This is a genomic window from Pseudodesulfovibrio aespoeensis Aspo-2 (genome assembly GCF_000176915.2).
In the GTDB taxonomy this organism is placed as follows: domain Bacteria; phylum Desulfobacterota; class Desulfovibrionia; order Desulfovibrionales; family Desulfovibrionaceae; genus Pseudodesulfovibrio; species Pseudodesulfovibrio aespoeensis.
In genome coordinates this window covers 358,915-376,188 of sequence record NC_014844.1, presented here as the reverse complement: position 1 = coordinate 376,188, position 17,274 = coordinate 358,915, and the positions used below count along the sequence as shown (strand labels likewise).

Sequence of the window (17,274 nt, the reverse complement as noted above, 5' to 3'; positions counted from 1 at the left end):
CCATGACCCTTTCATCCGTCGAATCAAAGACCCTGTACGCGGGCAACGGCTCCACCGCGAGCTTTGCCATCCCCTTCATGTTCCTGCGCGACGAGGACATCGAGCTGGTGCTCTCCACCGGCCAGGGCGAGCGGCCCCTGGCCCGGAGCACGGACTACAGCCTGAGCGGCGCGGGCGAGCAGACCGGCGGCCTGTGCACCCTGGCCGCGCCCCCTGCCCAGGACGAGGTGCTGGTCATCCGGCGCAACCCGGCCATGGTCCAGGAGGTGGACTACGTGGAGAACGACGCCTTCCCGGCAGCCACCCACGAGGCGGCTCTGGACAAGCTGACCATGATCTGCCAGGCCCTGGCCGAGCGGCTGGACCGGACCATCACCTTCCGCGTCTCCTCTGCCGTGACCGGGGTGACCCTGCCCGAGCCGGAACCGGGCCGCTCCCTGGCCTGGAATGAGGCCGGGAGCAACCTCACCAACAAGGAGGTGGTCGCCCTGAACGGCGTGCTCCTGCCCCTGGCCGTGGCCCAGGGCGGCACGGGCGGCCAGTCCGCGCACGAGGCCCTGGCCAACCTCGGCTTCGGCAGCCTGGGCATGGCCCTGGCCGCCAGCGCAGACCCGGCCCAGGCCAGGGCCGCCCTGGACGCCCAGCCCGCTGATCCCGCCATCCTCACATCCGACACCCCGGCCACCCTCACTGCGGGCTATGCCGAGACGCCCAAACCCTATGCAGGGGGCGACATCGCCGTTTCCGCCGGATCACTGCGCACCGTGGACACCACGGGCGGCGTGACCATCGGCATGATCACCGGCGTGGGCCGGGTCACCCTGCTCGCCACCGGCGGCGGGGCCGTGGCTTACGACGCCGGGTACACCATGGTGATCGGCGAGTACGATGCCAGCAAGGCGGGCTGCGCCGTGCAAGCGGTGAATGACGGCACAAACCAGTGGCTCCTCTTCGCCAAAACGGAGGCATAGTATGGGACTGGTGCAAGACCTCATACTGCCGACCCGCAGACCGCCGGTCTGGCCCTACCTCATTGAACACTCGGCCCTGTTCGACGGCGTTGACGACTGCCTTTCGCGCACCCCGGTCAGCGCGGGGGACAGGCGGAAGTGGACGTTCTCTCTGTGGCCCAAACTGTGCCGCACGGCAAACCAAACAGTATTTGCGGCCAGTACGGTCGGTTACTACCGTTTTGAAGTACGTCACATTAATGGGGCTATCTCCGTCGGGCAAGAAGAAGGAAATAACAACGCGCCGTTGTCAAAGGTACTGGATGGGGCCGTTGATTACACCGGTCTTTACCATATTGTGGTGTCAGTGGACACAGCAAACGCTGTCGCAGAGGACAGGGTAAAAGTGTATATCAATGGCACCCGCAGAATTCAATTCTCTACGAATCAAAACATCCCACAGAACCACGACACATTTGTAAATGCGACCGTTGGGCATTACTTTGGGTGTGGCTTTCTTCCAGCAGTAGGGGGTAGGTACCTCTTTACACAGATGTATGCGTCAGAGTTCCACTTCATCGATGGTCAAGCCCTGACCCCGGATGCCTTCGGTGAATGGTCCGACAAGGTGACGGGGCTGTGGACACCCAAAGCCTACACCGGCACATATGGGACCAACGGCTGCAAGCTGGACTTCTCCAACGCTGCGGCCCTTGGTGATGATGTATCTGGCAACGGGAACAACTGGACTGTCAATGGTGCTCCTGTGCAGACGCTGGACACGCCGACGAACAACTACTGCACCCTCAACGCGCTGGACAAGTCATCGGGTACTCTGTTGACGCGTGGAAACTTGATGGCAGAGTACCCGACAGGGGCACATCACGCTTGCCGGGGTACGAGGAGTCTCCCGACAGCCGGAAAATGGTATTGGGAGTGCGCGCGGCTCCCCGGTAAAACCTTCATAGCGGGCATTGGCACAGGGCGGGCCTCTTTAGTCAACTATGTTGGGGCGGAGGTCCATAGTTATGGGTATTCGGGTCAGGATGGACTATTTTACCACCCTGGCTTTACCACTAGCAGTGGAGTGACCCTCGCAGAGGGGGATATTCTCGGTGTTGCCTACGACGCCGATGACGCCACGCTCGTGTTCTATAAGAATGGGGTGAAGATCACTGGTGGGTCTGGCGGATTTTCCGCGATTCCCGAAGATACTTGGATACCCATTGTCAGTAACTACTCTGCATCTGCCTCCTTCCCCGGTGGGACAACAATGAACTTCGGCGCAACCGGCTTCGCCTACACCCCGCCGGAGGGGTTTCTTCCGCTGTCCGCATCTGCCGTGCCCGGAGGCACCGTGGTTCTGGCAGGTTCATACACGGGCAACGGGTCTGCGGACGGCCCATTTGTCAACACCAATTGCGCCCTGGAAACACTGACCATCGGGGTCAATGCCTACAACAATGACGGGACTGACAATGCGGTTTTGCTGTTCTTTGCCAACGGCTTCAAGCTGGTCAGCGGGACCGACAACGCCAATGCGGTCCCGTACACCTGGACCGGGACGCTGAAGTACCCGTTCAACACCTCAAACGCTCAAACAAATTAGGAGTATGCCATGTGGAGATATCCTGACGGAACGTTCAAGCGGAGGCTGGCGCTCAAGGTAGCAATGGCTGGTGCGATTCACGCAGCCAAAGACCTGACACGCGAACAACTCGATACCCTCGGCTACAACGAGGCCATCCCCGTGGTGCGGGAACCGTACACCACCTACGAAACGCAGTGGGTCAAAGATGGGCTGGTCTACCTGGAGACGGTCGTCACTGCCGTAGTGGACGAAGCGGCGCGGGACGCGGCCCTGGCCACCACCATCCGCGCCGAGCGCGACCGGCTGCTGGCCGAGTGCGACTGGACGCAACTGGCGGATGCGCCGCTTGACGAGGACGGGCGCGAGGCGTGGACGGGCTACCGCCAGGAACTGCGCGACGTGCCGCAGCAGGCTGGCTTTCCGGGGGTTGCGGAGTGGCCGCTGGAGCCGGACACTACGGCCTGACACGACGGCCTGACACGACCACCCGAAAACCACGCGGCCCGCTCCCCAGGCAAGGGGGGCGGGTCGCACGCTTGCAGCTTTTCCCTGGATCTGCGCCAAGACCTTGCGCACATCGCCAGCCTGACATAGTCTTTGTTCAGAAGACTTGACCTGAGAGTCGTTCCCGGTCTTTTCCGGGACTTGGGCCGCTGGGGGTCGCCGCTCAGCGCTCAGGCAAGTCTTCCCTGCCAGGGCGGCATCTCCGGATGCCGCTCTGCTGCGTTTGGTCACGCGCAAAAACCTGTCGGCGCTATCCGGAGGTGAGCCGGATGATCCGATCCGCAAAGGCGGGATACGCGGCCACCAGTTCGTCACGCACCCCGTGGGCATAGTCCGCGAACTCGAACCCCGGAGCCACAGTGCAGCCCATGAGGCCGAACGCGCCGCCGGGCACAAGGCGCATGCCCTGCCAACTGCCCTGGGGAACCACCACCTGGGGCCGCTGCCCGGCCAGCAGGTCGTGGCCAAGCGCCACCACCTCGCCGCGCCCGTCCGGGTGGAGCTGGAGCATCTCGCAGGGATCGCCCATGTAGAAGTGGAACACCTCGTCCGTGACCAGCCGGTGCATGTGCGAGAAGGTCTGCGGGGTGAGCAGATAATAGATGGCCGTGGAGTGGCACCGCTCGCCCGCGTACCGTCCGGGCAGGGCGTGCGCGCCGTGAAACTCAATGGACCTGTGCGTCTCGCAGTAGAAGCCGCCCTCTTCTGGATGCGGCTCAAGGCCGAGGATATTGATAATTTGCCGTGCAGTTATTTGTGATTTCATTTCGATAAGTTGAGTTGATACCGACAAGCTACTCTTTGTAATGGGGCGGCGGCGCGTCATGGCCGCCGGACTGGTCCAGGACATCGCCCATATCGCGCAGCTTGCCAGCCAGCCGCTCCACCTGCTTGGTGAGGTCCGACAACTGCCGCTGCTGCTCGTAGACCATGTCGCTCAGCTTCTCGATGGTCTGGTCCTGCAACGCCACCAGGCTTTCCAGCCGTTCGACGCGTGTCTCCATGTCTTGCCTCCTGGCCGTTCCTGCGTTTGGGCCGCCCACCAAGTCATGGCTGGGCCGCCGAGCATGCCCATTGTGCGTCAACCAGTCGAAGTGGTCAAGAAAAGGCCGCGCCTGCCAGACTGCGACCACAACTTCAACCCAAGAGTGAACGTTGCCACCACAGAGCGACAGCTCGAAGCGGGCTGGCCGCCAAAGCGGGATCACCGCCTGTTGGTCAGGTAGACGCCGGAGACCACCATGCAGCCGCCCACGAGCAGGGAGAGGTGGATAGGCTCGCCCAGGATGAGCGCGCCCATGATCACGGCGAACACGGGCACGGTGTTGATGAAGATGCCCGCGCGCGACGCGCCGATGACCGCTATGGCCTGATAGTACCAGAAATAGGCCAGCCCGGTGGCCAGGATACCGAGGAAACCGAGGCAGACCCAATCCACGGCCCTGGCCTTGATCACGTCCCCGACCAGCCCGCCCGCCACGGCGGGGACCAGCAGCATCAGGGTGCCGAACAGGCACGACCAGGTCACGGCGGTGAGCGGCGAGAGACTCTTCATGGCCACGCGGCCTCCCAGTGAATAGGCGGTCCAGCTGGCCACGCAGCCGAGGATCATGAAGTCGCCCCGGCTGACCCCGCCCGAGAGCAGGGCCAGGGGATTGCCGTCCGCGATGACCACGGACACGCCCACCAGGGACAGGAGCGCGCCGACGATGCGCACCGGCCCGAACCGCTCCTTGTAGAACAGGGCGGAGATGATGGAGATGCAGACCGGGATGCAGGCCACGATGAGGGCGGCCCTGCCCGCCGGGATGGTCTGGAGGCCGGTGAAGAAGAAATAGCTGTAGATGAAGACCCCGGTGGCGCCGAGGAAGAGGACCGGCAGGATCTGGTCGCGCCTCAGGCGCGGCAGATGGCCGTCGGCCCGGCAGCACATGGCCACGAGCATGGCCGAGGCGAGCACGAAGCGCAGAAAAGCTGCGGACATGGGGTGGATGGACTGGGCCAGGACGCGCCCGGCCACCCAGGTGCCGCCCCACAGGGCCATGCTGATGATGAGCACGGCGTAGACATAGGTCAGTGACTGCTGCTTCATGATCGCTCTCCGGCAGTTGATATATTCCTGCCGGGCCGATTAATCCAGCGCCATGACATGGATTTTGCCGAAGGCTGGGTTCTGCCCGCGCGAACGGTATGCGGCGCGAGAGTGGGACCGGACCGAAGCGCAGTCTTCCTACGCGAGGGTCGGGCCTGCCCGAAGCGTTGATGCAATCATGCCCGTTTCAACCTTGGACAGGCTGTTCAAACGGGTGCGAGTGCGAGGCGCGAGGGTGGGACCGGACCGAAGCGTAGTCTTCCTACGCGAGGGTCGGGCCTGCCCGAAGCAACGAAGCAATCGTGCCCGTTTCAACAGCCTGTCAGGGCGATGGCGCGCACGGGCGACCCTTCGCCGTCGCGGATGCGCAGGGGCAGGCAGCAGAAAAGAAACCCCTCGGGCGGCAGCTCGCCGAGGTTGCAGAGGTTTTCGACGATGACCAGCCCGTGGTCGAAGAGGATGGTGTGGGCCTCCATGGCCGAGCCCACGGGGTCGGGCGAGGGGGTGTCCAGCCCCACGCCCTTGAGCTGGAGCCCGCCCAGGAATCGGCTGGCCGGGGCGGTCAGGGTCGGGAAGTCGCGGAAATAGGCGTCGGTGCCCCAGTGCGCGTCCCAGCCGGTGCGGATGAGCACGAAATCAAGGCCGTCCATGTCGGCCAGCCGGGCCAGATGCGTCTGGTCGATGCGCAGTCCGGGCGTGGCGGCGCAGGGGATAGTCAGGTCCGCCACCGCGCCCCAGCCCGTGAAGTTGTCCGGGCCGAGCCTGTCCAGGCCGGGCGCGTCGGCAAAGCCGTGGGCAGCCACATCCACATGGGTGCCCGCGTGGCTGGTCATGGCGATGGAGGTCTGGGCATAGCCGTCGCGGTGGATGAAGGCGGTGCGGCGGATCACCGTGGATTCGTCTCCGGGGTACACGGGCATGGCCGTGTCCACGATGTGCGAGAGGTCTATGGCGCGCATGGCTGTCTCCCCGGACGGCAGGTCAGATGTTGTACATGTTCATGTTGGGCCGCCGGGTCAGGCGCAGTTCCGGCACCAGCAGCCTGCGGGCCGCCTCGCGCACGTCGTCCATGGTCTTGGCCGCCAGAAAGGGCGATTGCAGGGAATGGCCGTAGGTGAAGTTGGCCGCAAAATAGATGGTGAAGAGCTTGAACCGCTTGAGCGCGCGGATGGGGTCGAAGTGGCGGTCCAGGGCATCGGCCAGCCGCAGGGCATAGTCCTTGAACCCGTCCCCTTCCAGGACCTCGGCGGGCAGGTCGCCGCCGGTCCACTCGGCAAATATCCAGGGCCGGGCTATGGCCATGCGGCCCACGGACACGCCTGCACAGCCCGTGCCTTGGAGCATGTCCAGGCAGTCTTCGGGCGTGACCACGTCGCCGTTGCCAAAGACCGGGATTGAGACCGCCTCGGCCAGCACCCGGATGTGGTCGCGCATGGGGGGGCGGGTGCGCTTGTCCGGGGCCACGCGCGGGTGGAAGACCAGACAGTCCGCCCCTGCCGATTCGAGCCGCCGGGCCAGGGAGATGGCCGGGGCGATGTCCGCTGACCAGCCGGTGCGGAACTTGACGAAGACCGGGATGGCGACTGCGGAGCGCACCGCATCGAGCGCGGCCAGGGCCGCGTCGTGATCGCGCAACAGGGCCGCGCCCGCGCCCTTCTTGACGATGCCCGACACTGAGCAGCCCATGTTGATGTCCACGCCGAAAAATCCCTCGTCCTCCACGCGTCTGGCGGCCACGGCCAGCTCCGCCGGGTCGGCCCCGGCGATCTGGCAGACGAGCCGGTCCAGCTCCGGGTCGCGCCAGCGGAACACGGCGGACACGCGCCGGTTCTCGGTGGGCACGGCCCTGGCCGAGCACATCTCGGTAAAGGCCAGGCCGCAGCCGCCGTAATGACCGAGCACCTCACGAAAGGCCACATGCCCCAGCCCGGCCATGGGCGCGAGCCAGAGCCGGTTGGCCACGGGACGCGAGCGGATGGCCAGGGGCCGGTTGAGCCGTTCGGCCAGGGCGGATTTCACGGGTTCGTTGCCGGTGTGCATGGGGCGCAGAGTCGCCTTGGGACCGATCCCTGTCAAGAGGCTTTCCCACCCCCCTTTCACCCTTTTGCGCCCCTGCGACGCCCGTTCGCCTCCAGCCCGGAAAACCGGGGCTAGGCTGGCCCCATGCCTGGAGGTGAACCGGAACAATCAGAGGAGACAAGACGATGCCCATACCCATTATCGGCGCGCTGGCCGGACTGCTGACCACAGTGGTGGACGGCGTATCAACGCACATGAAGAGCAGGCAGGAACTGAAGAAAGCGGTCATGGAGAACCGCATGCGCCTGGCCGGGAGCGACCGGGAGTTCAACCACGAGTGGGAGATGAAACAGCTGGAAAACGCAGGCTGGAAGGACGACGTGCTCTTCTTCGCCTGGATCGGCTTCTTTGTCTGGAGCGGGTTCGACCCGGACCGCGCTGGCGAGGTGCTTGAGGCCTGGGAGCGGCTGCCCGAGTGGTTTTTGCAGATCACCTTCTGGATCGTGGCCGCAGTGCTCGGGGTCAAGAAGATCGGCGACTACCTGCCCGGCGCGGTCAAGGGGCTGCGCGACGCGGTCAAGAGGCCGCAATGACCGCCCTGGAACGCGCCGAGGTGCGCGACCTGCTGGCCCGCATCGACGAGCGGGTCAAGGCCATTCAGGAGGACATCCGCGAGATCAACCTGTCCCGCCGCTGCGCGGGCCACCACGTCAAGATACGGACCCTGGAGCGCATGGTCTGGGGCTGTCTGGCCGGGCTGGCCGGACTGGGCGCGAGGATGCTGGTGGAGACCCTGCGCTGAGGGCTATGGCGCGGGCGGCGCAGGCGGCGCCGGGGGTTTCCCGCCTTCGGGCTGTGCCGGGGGCTTCTCGGCATCCGTGGATGCTTGCGGCACCGCGTCGGGCTCGGGTTCGGGCAACGGCGCGGGCTTGGGCTTGGGCTCGACCTTGGGTTTGCCCGCATAGGCCCTGACCTGCTCCTCGTAGGCTGCTGCGGCGCGGGCATCGCCCTCGGCCCGGGCCAGTCCGAGCGCCCTGCGGGCCGCGTCCGCAGCGGCGGGATAGTCCCCGCTCCCGGCGCACGCCTCGGCCAGCAGCGCATACAGGCCGCTGTCCGTGGGGGTCAGGAGCAGGGCGCGCCGGTAGTCGTCTTCGGCCCGGTCAAAGTCGGCCAGCCGCATGGAGACGGTGGCGCGGGCCATGAGTACGGGCAGGGCCAGGGAATCCAGGGACAGGGCCTGGGTCAGGTCGTAGAGAGCGCGCTCGTCGTCGCCCAGGGTCATGTGGGCCAGACCCCGGTTGTAATAGGCCTCGAAGTGGGCCGGACTCAGGGCGATGGCCCGGTCAAAGTCGTGGATGGCGTCCTCGGTGCGCCCGGATTTGGCATAGGCCGCGCCGCGCAGGGCAAAGGCCTCGGCCACCGAGTCGTCCAGGTCCAGCACCTGGGAGAACTCGCGCACCGCCTGGAGATACTCCTGCCGCTGGGAGAGGATGTAGCCCAGGGTGAAGCGCGCCTGGATATGGTCGGGCCGCAGTTCGAGGATTTTCCTGACATCCGCCTCGGCTGCCTCCATCCGGCCCCGCTCCATGAGGATGAGCGCCCGGCGGTAGCGGGCGGTCAGTTGGTTCGGGTCCAGCTCGACGGCCTGGTCGAGATAGTCCAGCGCGGCGTCCTCGTCCAGGTACTCGCCATTGTGAAAGAGCTGCACGGCCTTGTCCAGGGCATCGGCGGCCGTGGCCTCGCGCCGCTGCAGCTCGGCCTGCTGATCGGTCAGGGCGGACCGGGGCTGGGCCGACGACGCCAGGCACCCCGAAAAGACGAGCAGCCCGCCCGAAAGGGCGAGCAGACGGAAGAAAAATAGAACAACCGGGAGGGTCTGGCGCATGATCATGCGATACGCGCGCACGCCCCGCCCGTCAATATGAGGAACCAGATGTGACAAGCGAACTCTATGTGCCAAGGGCCCATCAGGCCAAAATCGAGACCGGGTTGGCCCGCTTCTCGGTCCTGGTCTGCCACCGCCGTTTCGGCAAGACCGTGCTCTCGGTCAACCGGCTCATCCGGGCCGCCCGGACCACAAGCCGCACCGACTGGCGCGGGGCGTACATCGCGCCCCTGTACAAGCAGGCCAAGACCGTGGTCTGGGACGAGCTCAAGCGCTACTGCGGCCTGGGGCTTGACGGCTGCACCGTGAAATTCAACGAGACCGAGCTGCGGGCCGACTTTGACAACGGCGCGCGCATCCGCCTCTTCGGGGCCGAGAACCCGGACTCCCTGCGCGGCATGTACCTGGACGGCGCGGTCTTTGACGAGGTGGCCCAGATGCCGCACCGCGTCTGGACCGAGGTCATCCGCCCGGCCCTGTCCGACCGCATGGGCTGGGCCATGTTCATCGGCACCCCGCGCGGCAAGAACGCCCTCTACCGGCTGTGGCAGGACGCCCGGCGCGACCCGGACTGGTTCGCGGCCATGTACCGCGCCTCCCAGACCGGCATCATCGAGCCGGGCGAGCTGGCCGCCGCTGCCCGCGAGATGTCGCCCGAGGAGTACGAGCAGGAGTTCGAGTGCTCGTTCACCGCAGCCATCCGGGGCGCGTACTTCAGCGCGCTCATTGGCGAGGCGGACAAGGGCGGGCGCATCACCAAGGTGCCCCATGACCCGTCCCTGCCCGTGCACACGGCCTGGGATCTGGGCATGAGCGACTCCACGGCCATCTGGTTTGTCCAGGCCAGGCCGGGCAACGCCTTTGCCATCGTCGACTACTACGAGGCCAGCGGCGAGGGGCTGGACCACTATGCCCGCGTGCTCGACGAGCGCCGCTACGCCTACGGCAGCCACATCGCGCCCCACGACATCCGGGTGCGCGAGCTGGGCACGGGCAAGTCGCGCCTTGAGATCGCACGCGCACTGGGCATCCGCTTCGACATCGCGCCCAACATCCCGATCCAGGACGGCATCAACGCGGTCCGGGCCATGCTCCCCCTGTGCTGGTTCGACGCCGCCCGGTGCGCGCCGGGCCTGGAGGCGCTGCGCCACTACCGCCGCTCCTTCAACGAGCGCATGGGCGATTTTGCCGCCCGGCCTGTCCACGACTGGACCAGCCACGCGGTGGACGCCTTCCGCTACTTTGCCGTGGGCTTCCGCCAGCCCGGCACAGGCCCCAGACCGCCCAGGACCGTCAACCAATACGACCCCTTCGGGAGGAGCCATGAGCGTCCGTGACCTTGACCGCAAACCGCCGACCATGGCCCATTTCCCGGACGGCCCCTACCGCTGGCTGGAGCTGCACCACCAGGGCGAGGTCTACGGACACGCCGCCCTGGCCGAGCGCGGGAGCGACCTGGAGCTGCACCTGACCCTGACCCGCTGGGGGCCGCAGACCCGGCGGCGGCTGATCGGTGATGCGGCCTGGCTGCGCGGCGAGGCAGCCCGGCTGGGCAAATCGCGCATTCTGGGCCTGCGCGCCTGCACCGCAGAGGCGTTCGACCCCAAGCTCTTCCGCTTTGCCCGGCTCTACGGGTTCGGCGGGGCGTGGGTCATCCAGGCTGCGGCCATGGATGTGGAGCCTGAAAAGCAGCCATTATGCTCTTAAAAAAACAAATAATAAAACAATACCAGATTATTATCCTGTGGCAAACAAAGCGGCTCGCGATGCAAAAATCCTTGCGCCACGCCTGCGAAGGTGGTACGTCCTTAATATAGATTAATATAGGTTGAGCCAGCGAAGGGGATGTCGCATGCCAGAAGCCACTCAAATCGGCGTGGTGACCATAGCCTATGGAACCGCCACCGCGGAAGGTCCGGACGGGATCAGGGAGTTGACGCCCAACAGCCCGGTGTTCGCGGATGACGTGATCACCACCAAGGGCGGGGCCTCGGCTGTTGAGATCAAGTTCTCGGATGGCGCGATCCTGTCCCAGGGGCCGAATTCCGCCGTGGTGCTCGACACCTATGTCTTCAATCCCGACCAGAGCGCGGGCGAGATGACGGTCAAGCTCCTCCAGGGCACCTTCCGCTCGGTCACGGGCGAGATCGTGGACATGAACCCCGAGGGGTTCAGCCTCGAAACCCCGCTGGCCACCATAGGCATTCGCGGCACCACCACCGGCCACAGGATCACTCCGGGACAGCCCGAGAGCCATGTGGTCGTCGATTTCGTGGACAAGCCCGTGGTCATCCGCCCCATCTCCGGCGGCCCGGTAGCCATCATCACCCAGGACGGCGGCATGGTCTCCGCCTCCCCCGGCGGCCTGAGCCCGGTCTTCATGGCCTCCCAGGCCGAGCTGGCCCAGTTCGAGCAGCTCTCCTCCCAGTCCCTGCAGCAGTCCGCCCCTGATCCGGGCAACGCCAACGACGACAATGATGAAGGCGATGACGGCGATCAGGACCAGCCCGATTCCCAGGACGGGGACGGGGATCAGGCAGGCGACGGCGCAGGCGACGGTGACGGCGCAGGCGACGAGGCTGGGGAAGGCGAAGGGACAGGCGAAGGCGAAGGGGAAGGCGGCGAAGGACCGGGTGATCCAATCACCCAGGGACAGGGGCAAGGACAGGGCGTCGGCCAGAACCAGGGCGGCGTTTTCGATACCGGCACTGGCGTCGGCCAGGGCCAGGGACAAGGACAGGGACAAGGCCTCGGCACCCCGCCCCCGCCCAAGATAGCCGCACCTCCGCCACCACCGCCGCCACCTCCGCCACCTCCGCCGCCGCCTCCGCCGCCTCCGCCGCCACCGCCGCCGCCCATCGAAGACGAGCCGGCGCAAGCGGCAGTGGTCACCACCCTTGATCTTTCCGAGTGGGGCGACAATCTGACCGTGGATTTGCAGGCCTCACCACCCTACTACGAAACCACCGGCGACCAGTCCTCGCGCGAGGAGCTGGTCAGCACCGCCAGCACCACCTACGCCATCCGGACGGTCTACGGCGATGCCTCCCACGACAACGCCATCATCGGCTCGGCCCAGGGCGACAGCCTCTACGGCGGCGCCGGAGCCAACGCCATAAACGGCATGTGCGGCAACGACTTCATGACCGTGGGCCACTACGAGAGCGAGTCCAACTCCTACCATCTCGGGGCCATCAGTCTCGACGACATCGTTTCCGGCGGCAACGGCACCGACACCCTGGCCTTTGACGGCGCCAGCGGCTCCACGCCTCTGGATAACGTCACCTCCATCGAATACATCCAGCTCGGCTCCTCTGCCGTGAACATCCAGACCACGCCGGACGCCCTGGTGGACGCGGGCGCGACCCTGACCCTGGACGGCTCCCTGTCCTCGCAGGTCACCTTCTGGGCCAACAACGACACCAACAGCCACTTCTACCTCATCGGCGGCAGCGGCGACGACTATCTCAAGGGGTCCGGTCTGGCCGACACCCTGTTCGGCGGCGCGGGCAACGACTGCCTGAGCGGCCTTGGCGGGGACGACACCATCTTCGGCACCGGCGGCGGCAACGACACCCTGCTCGGCGGCGACGGCAATGACCGCTTCTCCCTGGGAACCGACCTGACCGGCAGCGACGAGATCAACGGCGGCGACGGCGCGGACTCCCTCTATTTCACGGACAACGGCACCGGCTCGGACGAACTGACCAACGTCACCGGCATCGAACACATCATCCTTGGCAACGCCAACACGCACATCGTCTACAGTCCGTCGGAAACAGGCACCATCACCATCAACGGCTCGGCCATCACCGCGGCCAACACCCTGAACTACAACGGGGCGGACGCAACCCAGTACCAGCACATCATCGGCGGTGCGGGCAGCGACTCCATCACCGGCGGCAGCGGCAACGACACCCTCGAGGGCGGCGCGGGCGCGGACACCCTGAACGGCGGCTCCGGCGTCAACATGCTCTCCTACGCCTCAAGCACGGCGGGCGTGAATGTCAATCTGTCCACCAACATGGCCTCCGGCGGCCACGCCGACGGCGATGTCCTGACATCGGGCAGCTTCCACGGCGTCATCGGCGGGTCGGGCAACGACACCCTCATCGGCACACGCCATAACGAACGTTTCGAGGGCGGCGCGGGCAACGACCGCATCGACGGCAGCGGCGGGGCAGACACCGGGGCGGGCATCGGGGTCGACACCATCATGGGCGGCGCGGGCAACGACACCATCGTCATCTCCACCCCGGTGGGGGCGGGCAGCATCTACAACGGCGAAGCGGGAACCGACACCCTTGAACTCCAGACCACCGCTATTTTCACCGCAGCCTCCGTGTCCGGCATCGAGGTGATCTATTTCGCCTCGGCCGGAAAAACGGCCACCTTCGGCGTGGCCCAGATGGGCGCATGGACCCTGTCCACCTTTGACCCGGGGTCTGCCTCGACCTTGGGCATCACGGGTACCGCCGGAAACGACGTGATCGACCTGACCACCCTGACCCTCGGCACCAATTGGGGCCTGTCGGGCAATGTCATCGCCATCCAGGCAGGCCTGGGCGACGACCTGATCCGGGCCTCGGCCTCGGCGGAATACATTGCGGGCGGCGAGGGATTTGACACGCTTGATTACAGCGGCTCCACGGCTGGCGTGTCCGTCAACCTCCAGACCGCCTCGGTTGCGGGCGGCTATGCAAACAACGACTCCATCTCCGGCATCGCGGCGGTCATCGGGTCGGACTTTGCCGACACCCTGGCCGGGTCGGACGACTCGACCAACGCCCTCTATGGCGGCGGCGGCAACGACAGCTTCATCATGTCCACCTACCTGGAAGCGGAAGACACCGTCAGCGGCGGCGATGGCACCGACACCCTGACCTTCACCTACAACGGCGGGGATGTGCTGACCAACGTCACCGGCATCGAGCACATCACCCTCGGCGATGCGGCGACCACCCTTGTCGGCCACGACACCCTGGCCGACTATCTCTCCACCTTCACCCTGGACGCCACGGCCCTGAGCGGGGGCAACAACCTCGACTGGGACGGCACCTTCATCGCCAACTTCAGGCAACACGTCATCGGCTCCGCCGCGAGCGACACCATCGTGGGCGGTTCAAGCCATGACACCCTGCTCGGCGGCGCGGGCAAGGACTGGCTCGAGGGCGGCGCGGGCTGCGACTCCCTGGATGGCGGCGGCAACGACGAACTCCAGCGCGAACTGGACATCGCCTCCTATGAGAACGAAGAGTACGCCATCAATGCCAACCTCTTCACGGGCAGGGTCACTGGCGGCGGATACACCGACACCATCTCCGGCATCGAGGGCATCCGGGGCACGACCCTGGGCGACACCTTCGTCGGCGACTCGGGCTGGGTCAACCTGTTCTTCGACGGCGGCGGCTCGGACTCCTACGACGGCAACTCCGAGCATGACCCGGACGAGGATACCGGATTCGACATCGTCTCCTACCACTACGCCACAGCAGGCATCACCGCCATCATGAACGGCACCAGCGGCTCGGTCACCCTGGGCGGCAACGTGGATACCCTGACCGACATCGACATGATCTGGGCCACGCCCTATGACGACCTCCTCACCGGCGGCGAGGGCGATGAGGAATTCATGCCCGGCGAGGGCGACGACGTGGTGGACGGCGGCGGCTCCGAGGATTGGGACAGCGTCACCTACTGGGCGCTCGACAGCGGCGTCAACGTGACCTGGGTCACTGACCATTGGCAAGTGACCGACCCCGACGTGAACTGGACCGACACCCTTACAAACATCGAGGCCATCGAAGGCTCCGCCGGAGACGACAGCTTCACGGGCAGCAACAACAACGACCACTTCAGCGGCTGGGCCGGTGCGGACGCCTTTGACGGCGGCAACGGCATGGACACCGTGTCCTACGAGGAGGACCCTGCCGGTGAGGACGGTGTGACCGGGGTATACGTCGACCTCTCGAACAACACAGCCACCGACGGCTGGGGCAACACGGAGTCCCTCATCAGCATCGAGGCCATCGAGGGCTCGGACTTTGACGACGAAATCCTCGGCAGCTCGGGCGACAACTGGCTGGGAGGCAACGACGGCGACGACAAGATCAACGGCATGGGCGGGACCGACACCCTCATCGGCGGCGACGGCGACGACACCTTCTTCTTCACCACGGATCCGTCCGAAGGCACCCTGGTGGACGGCGAGGACGGCACGGACACCCTGGCCGTCAACGGCACCGTGGACCTGAGGGGCATCAGCGAGATCGTGGACATCGAGGTCATGGACTTTGGCGTGGAAAGCACGGCCACGGTCCATAGCGGCCTCATCAACAACAGGACATGGCAAATGCGGGCCGAGGAGGGTTGGGCCACCCTGGCAGTGCTCCTGGCCCCTGGCGACGTGCTGAACCTGACCGGCCTGACCTTTGACCAATGGGGAGAGCAAAGCGTCATCACCGTGACAGGGGACGAGGGCAACGAGTCTGTCCAGGGCTCCTCCAAGGCGGACCGGGTCGATGGCGACGAGGGCAACGACACCCTCTACGGCTTTGGCGGCAACGACACCCTCCAGGGCGGCCTGGGCGACGACGCCCTGTACGGCGGCGACGGCGACGACCTGATCACGCCTTACGGCGTGGACTCCAACCCCGGCGCCGGTTTCGACACCATCGACGGCGGCGCGGGCACGGACACCCTGACCGACAGTGGCGGGATCGATTTCTCGCAAATGACCATCAGCAACATCGAGGTCATCCAGGCCACGGACTACGTCACCTTCACCTTCGGCCACCATCAGGTGAACGGGGCGGACTACAGCATCCTGGGCTCCGCGGACAGCACCATCCTGTTCAAGGGTTCCGGGGGCAACGACACCATGGACCTGAGCGGCCTGAACGTGGACGCCATGGACGGTGACATCAACGTCTCACTGTTGGGAGGCGACGACTTCTTCATCGGCAGCACCGGCGACGACGCCGTGGACGGCGGCGCGGGCGACGACACCCTCCAGGGGCTGGGCGGGGACGACACCCTGACCGGCGGCGAAGGCGCGGACCGCTTTGTCTATGCCTTTGGCGCGGCCATCAACCAGTCCATCGACGGCGACCGCATCACGGATTTCACGGCCAGCCAGGACATGATCCTGCTCACCGGCGACCTGGCCGACACCCCGCTCAACTGGCATCCGGCAACCAACTACGACGGCGTCATCGTCGGCGAGGCCGACGACCAGCCCGTGCTCGTCTTCGACCCCCAGAACAACATCCTCTGGTACGACGACAAGCCGCAGATCGACGATGACGCCTACCAGGGAAAGGTCGCCACCTTCAGCGGCATGGGCGGCGGGTTCAGCTTCAACGACATCTTCGCCCGCAACCAGACCATCACCAACCCCGGCGGCCAGATCAACTGGGCCGGGGACGAGACCGCCAACACCATGCTCGGCACCGAGTACGACGAGCGCATCTTCGGCGACAACGGCAACGACTCGCTCCACGGCGGCCAGGGCGACGACACCCTCATCGGCGGCAAGGGGCAGGACACCTTTGACGGCGGCACGGGCAACAACACCATCAGCTTCAACTACGACCCCTCTGGCGTGCATGTGGACATCGACACGGGCCAAGCCACGGACGGATGGGGCAATGCCGAGACCTTCAGCAACATCCAGAACGCCTTCGGCTCGGCCCATGACGACATCCTGCGTGGCGACAGCGGCCAGAACGTCCTCTTCGGCGGCGAAGGCAACGACCTCCTGGCCGGGATGGGCGGCATGGACACCCTGATCGGCGCCGGGGGCGACGACACCTTCGCCTTCTACGGATCCAGCGCCAGCCCGGCCGAAATCATGGACTTCGATCCAACCATGGACAAGATCGGCCTGTATGTGGAGTATTTCAACTTCTTCTCGGGCGGCGTCTTCAACGCCGACAACTTCGCCTACCTCAATGCGGCCAGCTACGAAGGAACGGGCGTGACCTTCGGCAACGGCGAAACCTCCGGACTGGTATACGCCAGCGTCGCGGACAGCGCCACCGGCATGCTCTACTACGATCCCGACTCCGCAACGACGGGCGGTGAATTCTGCCTGGCCATGGTCAGCGAAATGGGCATGATCCCGGAGGAGGACAACAACGTGACCGCCGAGTCCTTTGTCGAGGTCACCATGTGATCCCGCTGCTCCCAGACAAGCCAAACAGCGCGCCCGTCCATCATGGACGGGCGCGCC

The 17,274-nt window shown here is 65.7% G+C and carries 14 protein-coding genes; 8 read left to right on the top strand and 6 right to left on the bottom strand.

Translation table 11 applies throughout. The features are described 5' to 3' along the window. Positions 1 to 2: 2 nt before the first annotated feature. The 3 genes from DAES_RS01680 to DAES_RS01670 are packed head-to-tail and all read left to right on the top strand — an operon-like array spanning position 3 to position 3,006. Entirely contained in the window at positions 3 to 971 is a 969-nt protein-coding gene (locus tag DAES_RS01680; RefSeq protein WP_013513301.1) for a hypothetical protein, read from the top strand. A 1-nt stretch (position 972) separates the two neighbouring features. Further along, positions 973 to 2,559 carry an SPRY domain-containing protein gene (locus tag DAES_RS01675; RefSeq protein ID WP_013513300.1) on the top strand — a complete coding sequence of 529 codons (1,587 nt, stop codon included), beginning with the start codon at positions 973 to 975 and terminating at the stop codon, positions 2,557 to 2,559. 9 nt (positions 2,560 to 2,568) lie between these two features. Then, positions 2,569 to 3,006, top strand: coding sequence for a tail fiber assembly protein (locus tag DAES_RS01670; RefSeq protein WP_013513299.1), 438 nt, complete (start codon positions 2,569 to 2,571; stop codon positions 3,004 to 3,006). Between the two features lie 289 nt (positions 3,007 to 3,295). Here the strand turns inward: DAES_RS01670 and DAES_RS01665 are convergent, their stop codons facing one another. From DAES_RS01665 to DAES_RS01645, 5 genes are all read right to left on the bottom strand, one after another. Further along, positions 3,296 to 3,811: a cupin domain-containing protein gene (locus tag DAES_RS01665; RefSeq protein WP_013513298.1), complete on the bottom strand. Its 516-nt coding sequence runs from the start codon at positions 3,809 to 3,811 to the stop codon at positions 3,296 to 3,298. 28 nt (positions 3,812 to 3,839) lie between these two features. Beyond that, positions 3,840 to 4,049 (bottom strand): SlyX family protein, encoded by a 210-nt coding sequence (locus DAES_RS01660; protein ID WP_013513297.1) that lies wholly within the window; start codon positions 4,047 to 4,049, stop codon positions 3,840 to 3,842. Between the two features lie 200 nt (positions 4,050 to 4,249). Continuing rightward, positions 4,250 to 5,137, bottom strand: coding sequence for a DMT family transporter (locus DAES_RS01655; RefSeq protein WP_013513296.1), 888 nt, complete (start codon positions 5,135 to 5,137; stop codon positions 4,250 to 4,252). Between the two features lie 311 nt (positions 5,138 to 5,448). Beyond that, positions 5,449 to 6,096 (bottom strand): cyclase family protein, encoded by a 648-nt coding sequence (locus DAES_RS01650; RefSeq protein ID WP_013513295.1) that lies wholly within the window; start codon positions 6,094 to 6,096, stop codon positions 5,449 to 5,451. Between the two features lie 22 nt (positions 6,097 to 6,118). Further along, a complete protein-coding gene (locus tag DAES_RS01645; RefSeq protein WP_407635885.1) occupies positions 6,119 to 7,213 on the bottom strand; it encodes a tRNA dihydrouridine synthase in 1,095 nt (364 codons plus the stop codon). A 128-nt stretch (positions 7,214 to 7,341) separates the two neighbouring features. On the opposite strand from DAES_RS01645, the gene DAES_RS01640 reads away from it, so the two are divergent. Together DAES_RS01640 and DAES_RS01635 are read left to right on the top strand one after the other, a co-directional pair. Continuing rightward, positions 7,342 to 7,749 carry a hypothetical protein gene (locus DAES_RS01640; protein ID WP_013513293.1) on the top strand — a complete coding sequence of 136 codons (408 nt, stop codon included), beginning with the start codon at positions 7,342 to 7,344 and terminating at the stop codon, positions 7,747 to 7,749. Then, the gene (locus DAES_RS01635; protein WP_013513292.1) at positions 7,746 to 7,958 is read left to right on the top strand and encodes a hypothetical protein; all 213 of its coding nucleotides are present in this window, start codon (positions 7,746 to 7,748) and stop codon (positions 7,956 to 7,958) included. The genes DAES_RS01640 and DAES_RS01635 overlap by 4 nt, the downstream gene beginning before the upstream one ends. A 3-nt stretch (positions 7,959 to 7,961) precedes the next feature. Here DAES_RS01635 and DAES_RS01630 read toward each other — a convergent pair whose 3' ends face one another. Next, a complete protein-coding gene (locus DAES_RS01630) occupies positions 7,962 to 9,062 on the bottom strand; it encodes a tetratricopeptide repeat protein (RefSeq protein WP_157864779.1) in 1,101 nt (366 codons plus the stop codon). Positions 9,063 to 9,091: 29 nt separating this feature from the next. Between DAES_RS01630 and DAES_RS01625 the strand changes: the two genes are divergently transcribed. The 3 genes from DAES_RS01625 to DAES_RS01615 all read left to right on the top strand — a co-directional run bounded on the left by DAES_RS01625 (position 9,092) and on the right by DAES_RS01615 (position 17,217). Beyond that, positions 9,092 to 10,378 (top strand): terminase large subunit domain-containing protein, encoded by a 1,287-nt coding sequence (locus tag DAES_RS01625; protein ID WP_013513290.1) that lies wholly within the window; start codon positions 9,092 to 9,094, stop codon positions 10,376 to 10,378. Continuing rightward, the gene (locus DAES_RS01620; RefSeq protein WP_013513289.1) at positions 10,365 to 10,748 is read left to right on the top strand and encodes a hypothetical protein; all 384 of its coding nucleotides are present in this window, start codon (positions 10,365 to 10,367) and stop codon (positions 10,746 to 10,748) included. The genes DAES_RS01625 and DAES_RS01620 overlap by 14 nt, the downstream gene beginning before the upstream one ends. A 145-nt stretch (positions 10,749 to 10,893) precedes the next feature. Next, the gene (locus DAES_RS01615) at positions 10,894 to 17,217 is read left to right on the top strand and encodes a FecR domain-containing protein (RefSeq protein WP_013513288.1); all 6,324 of its coding nucleotides are present in this window, start codon (positions 10,894 to 10,896) and stop codon (positions 17,215 to 17,217) included. Positions 17,218 to 17,274 lie beyond the last annotated feature (57 nt).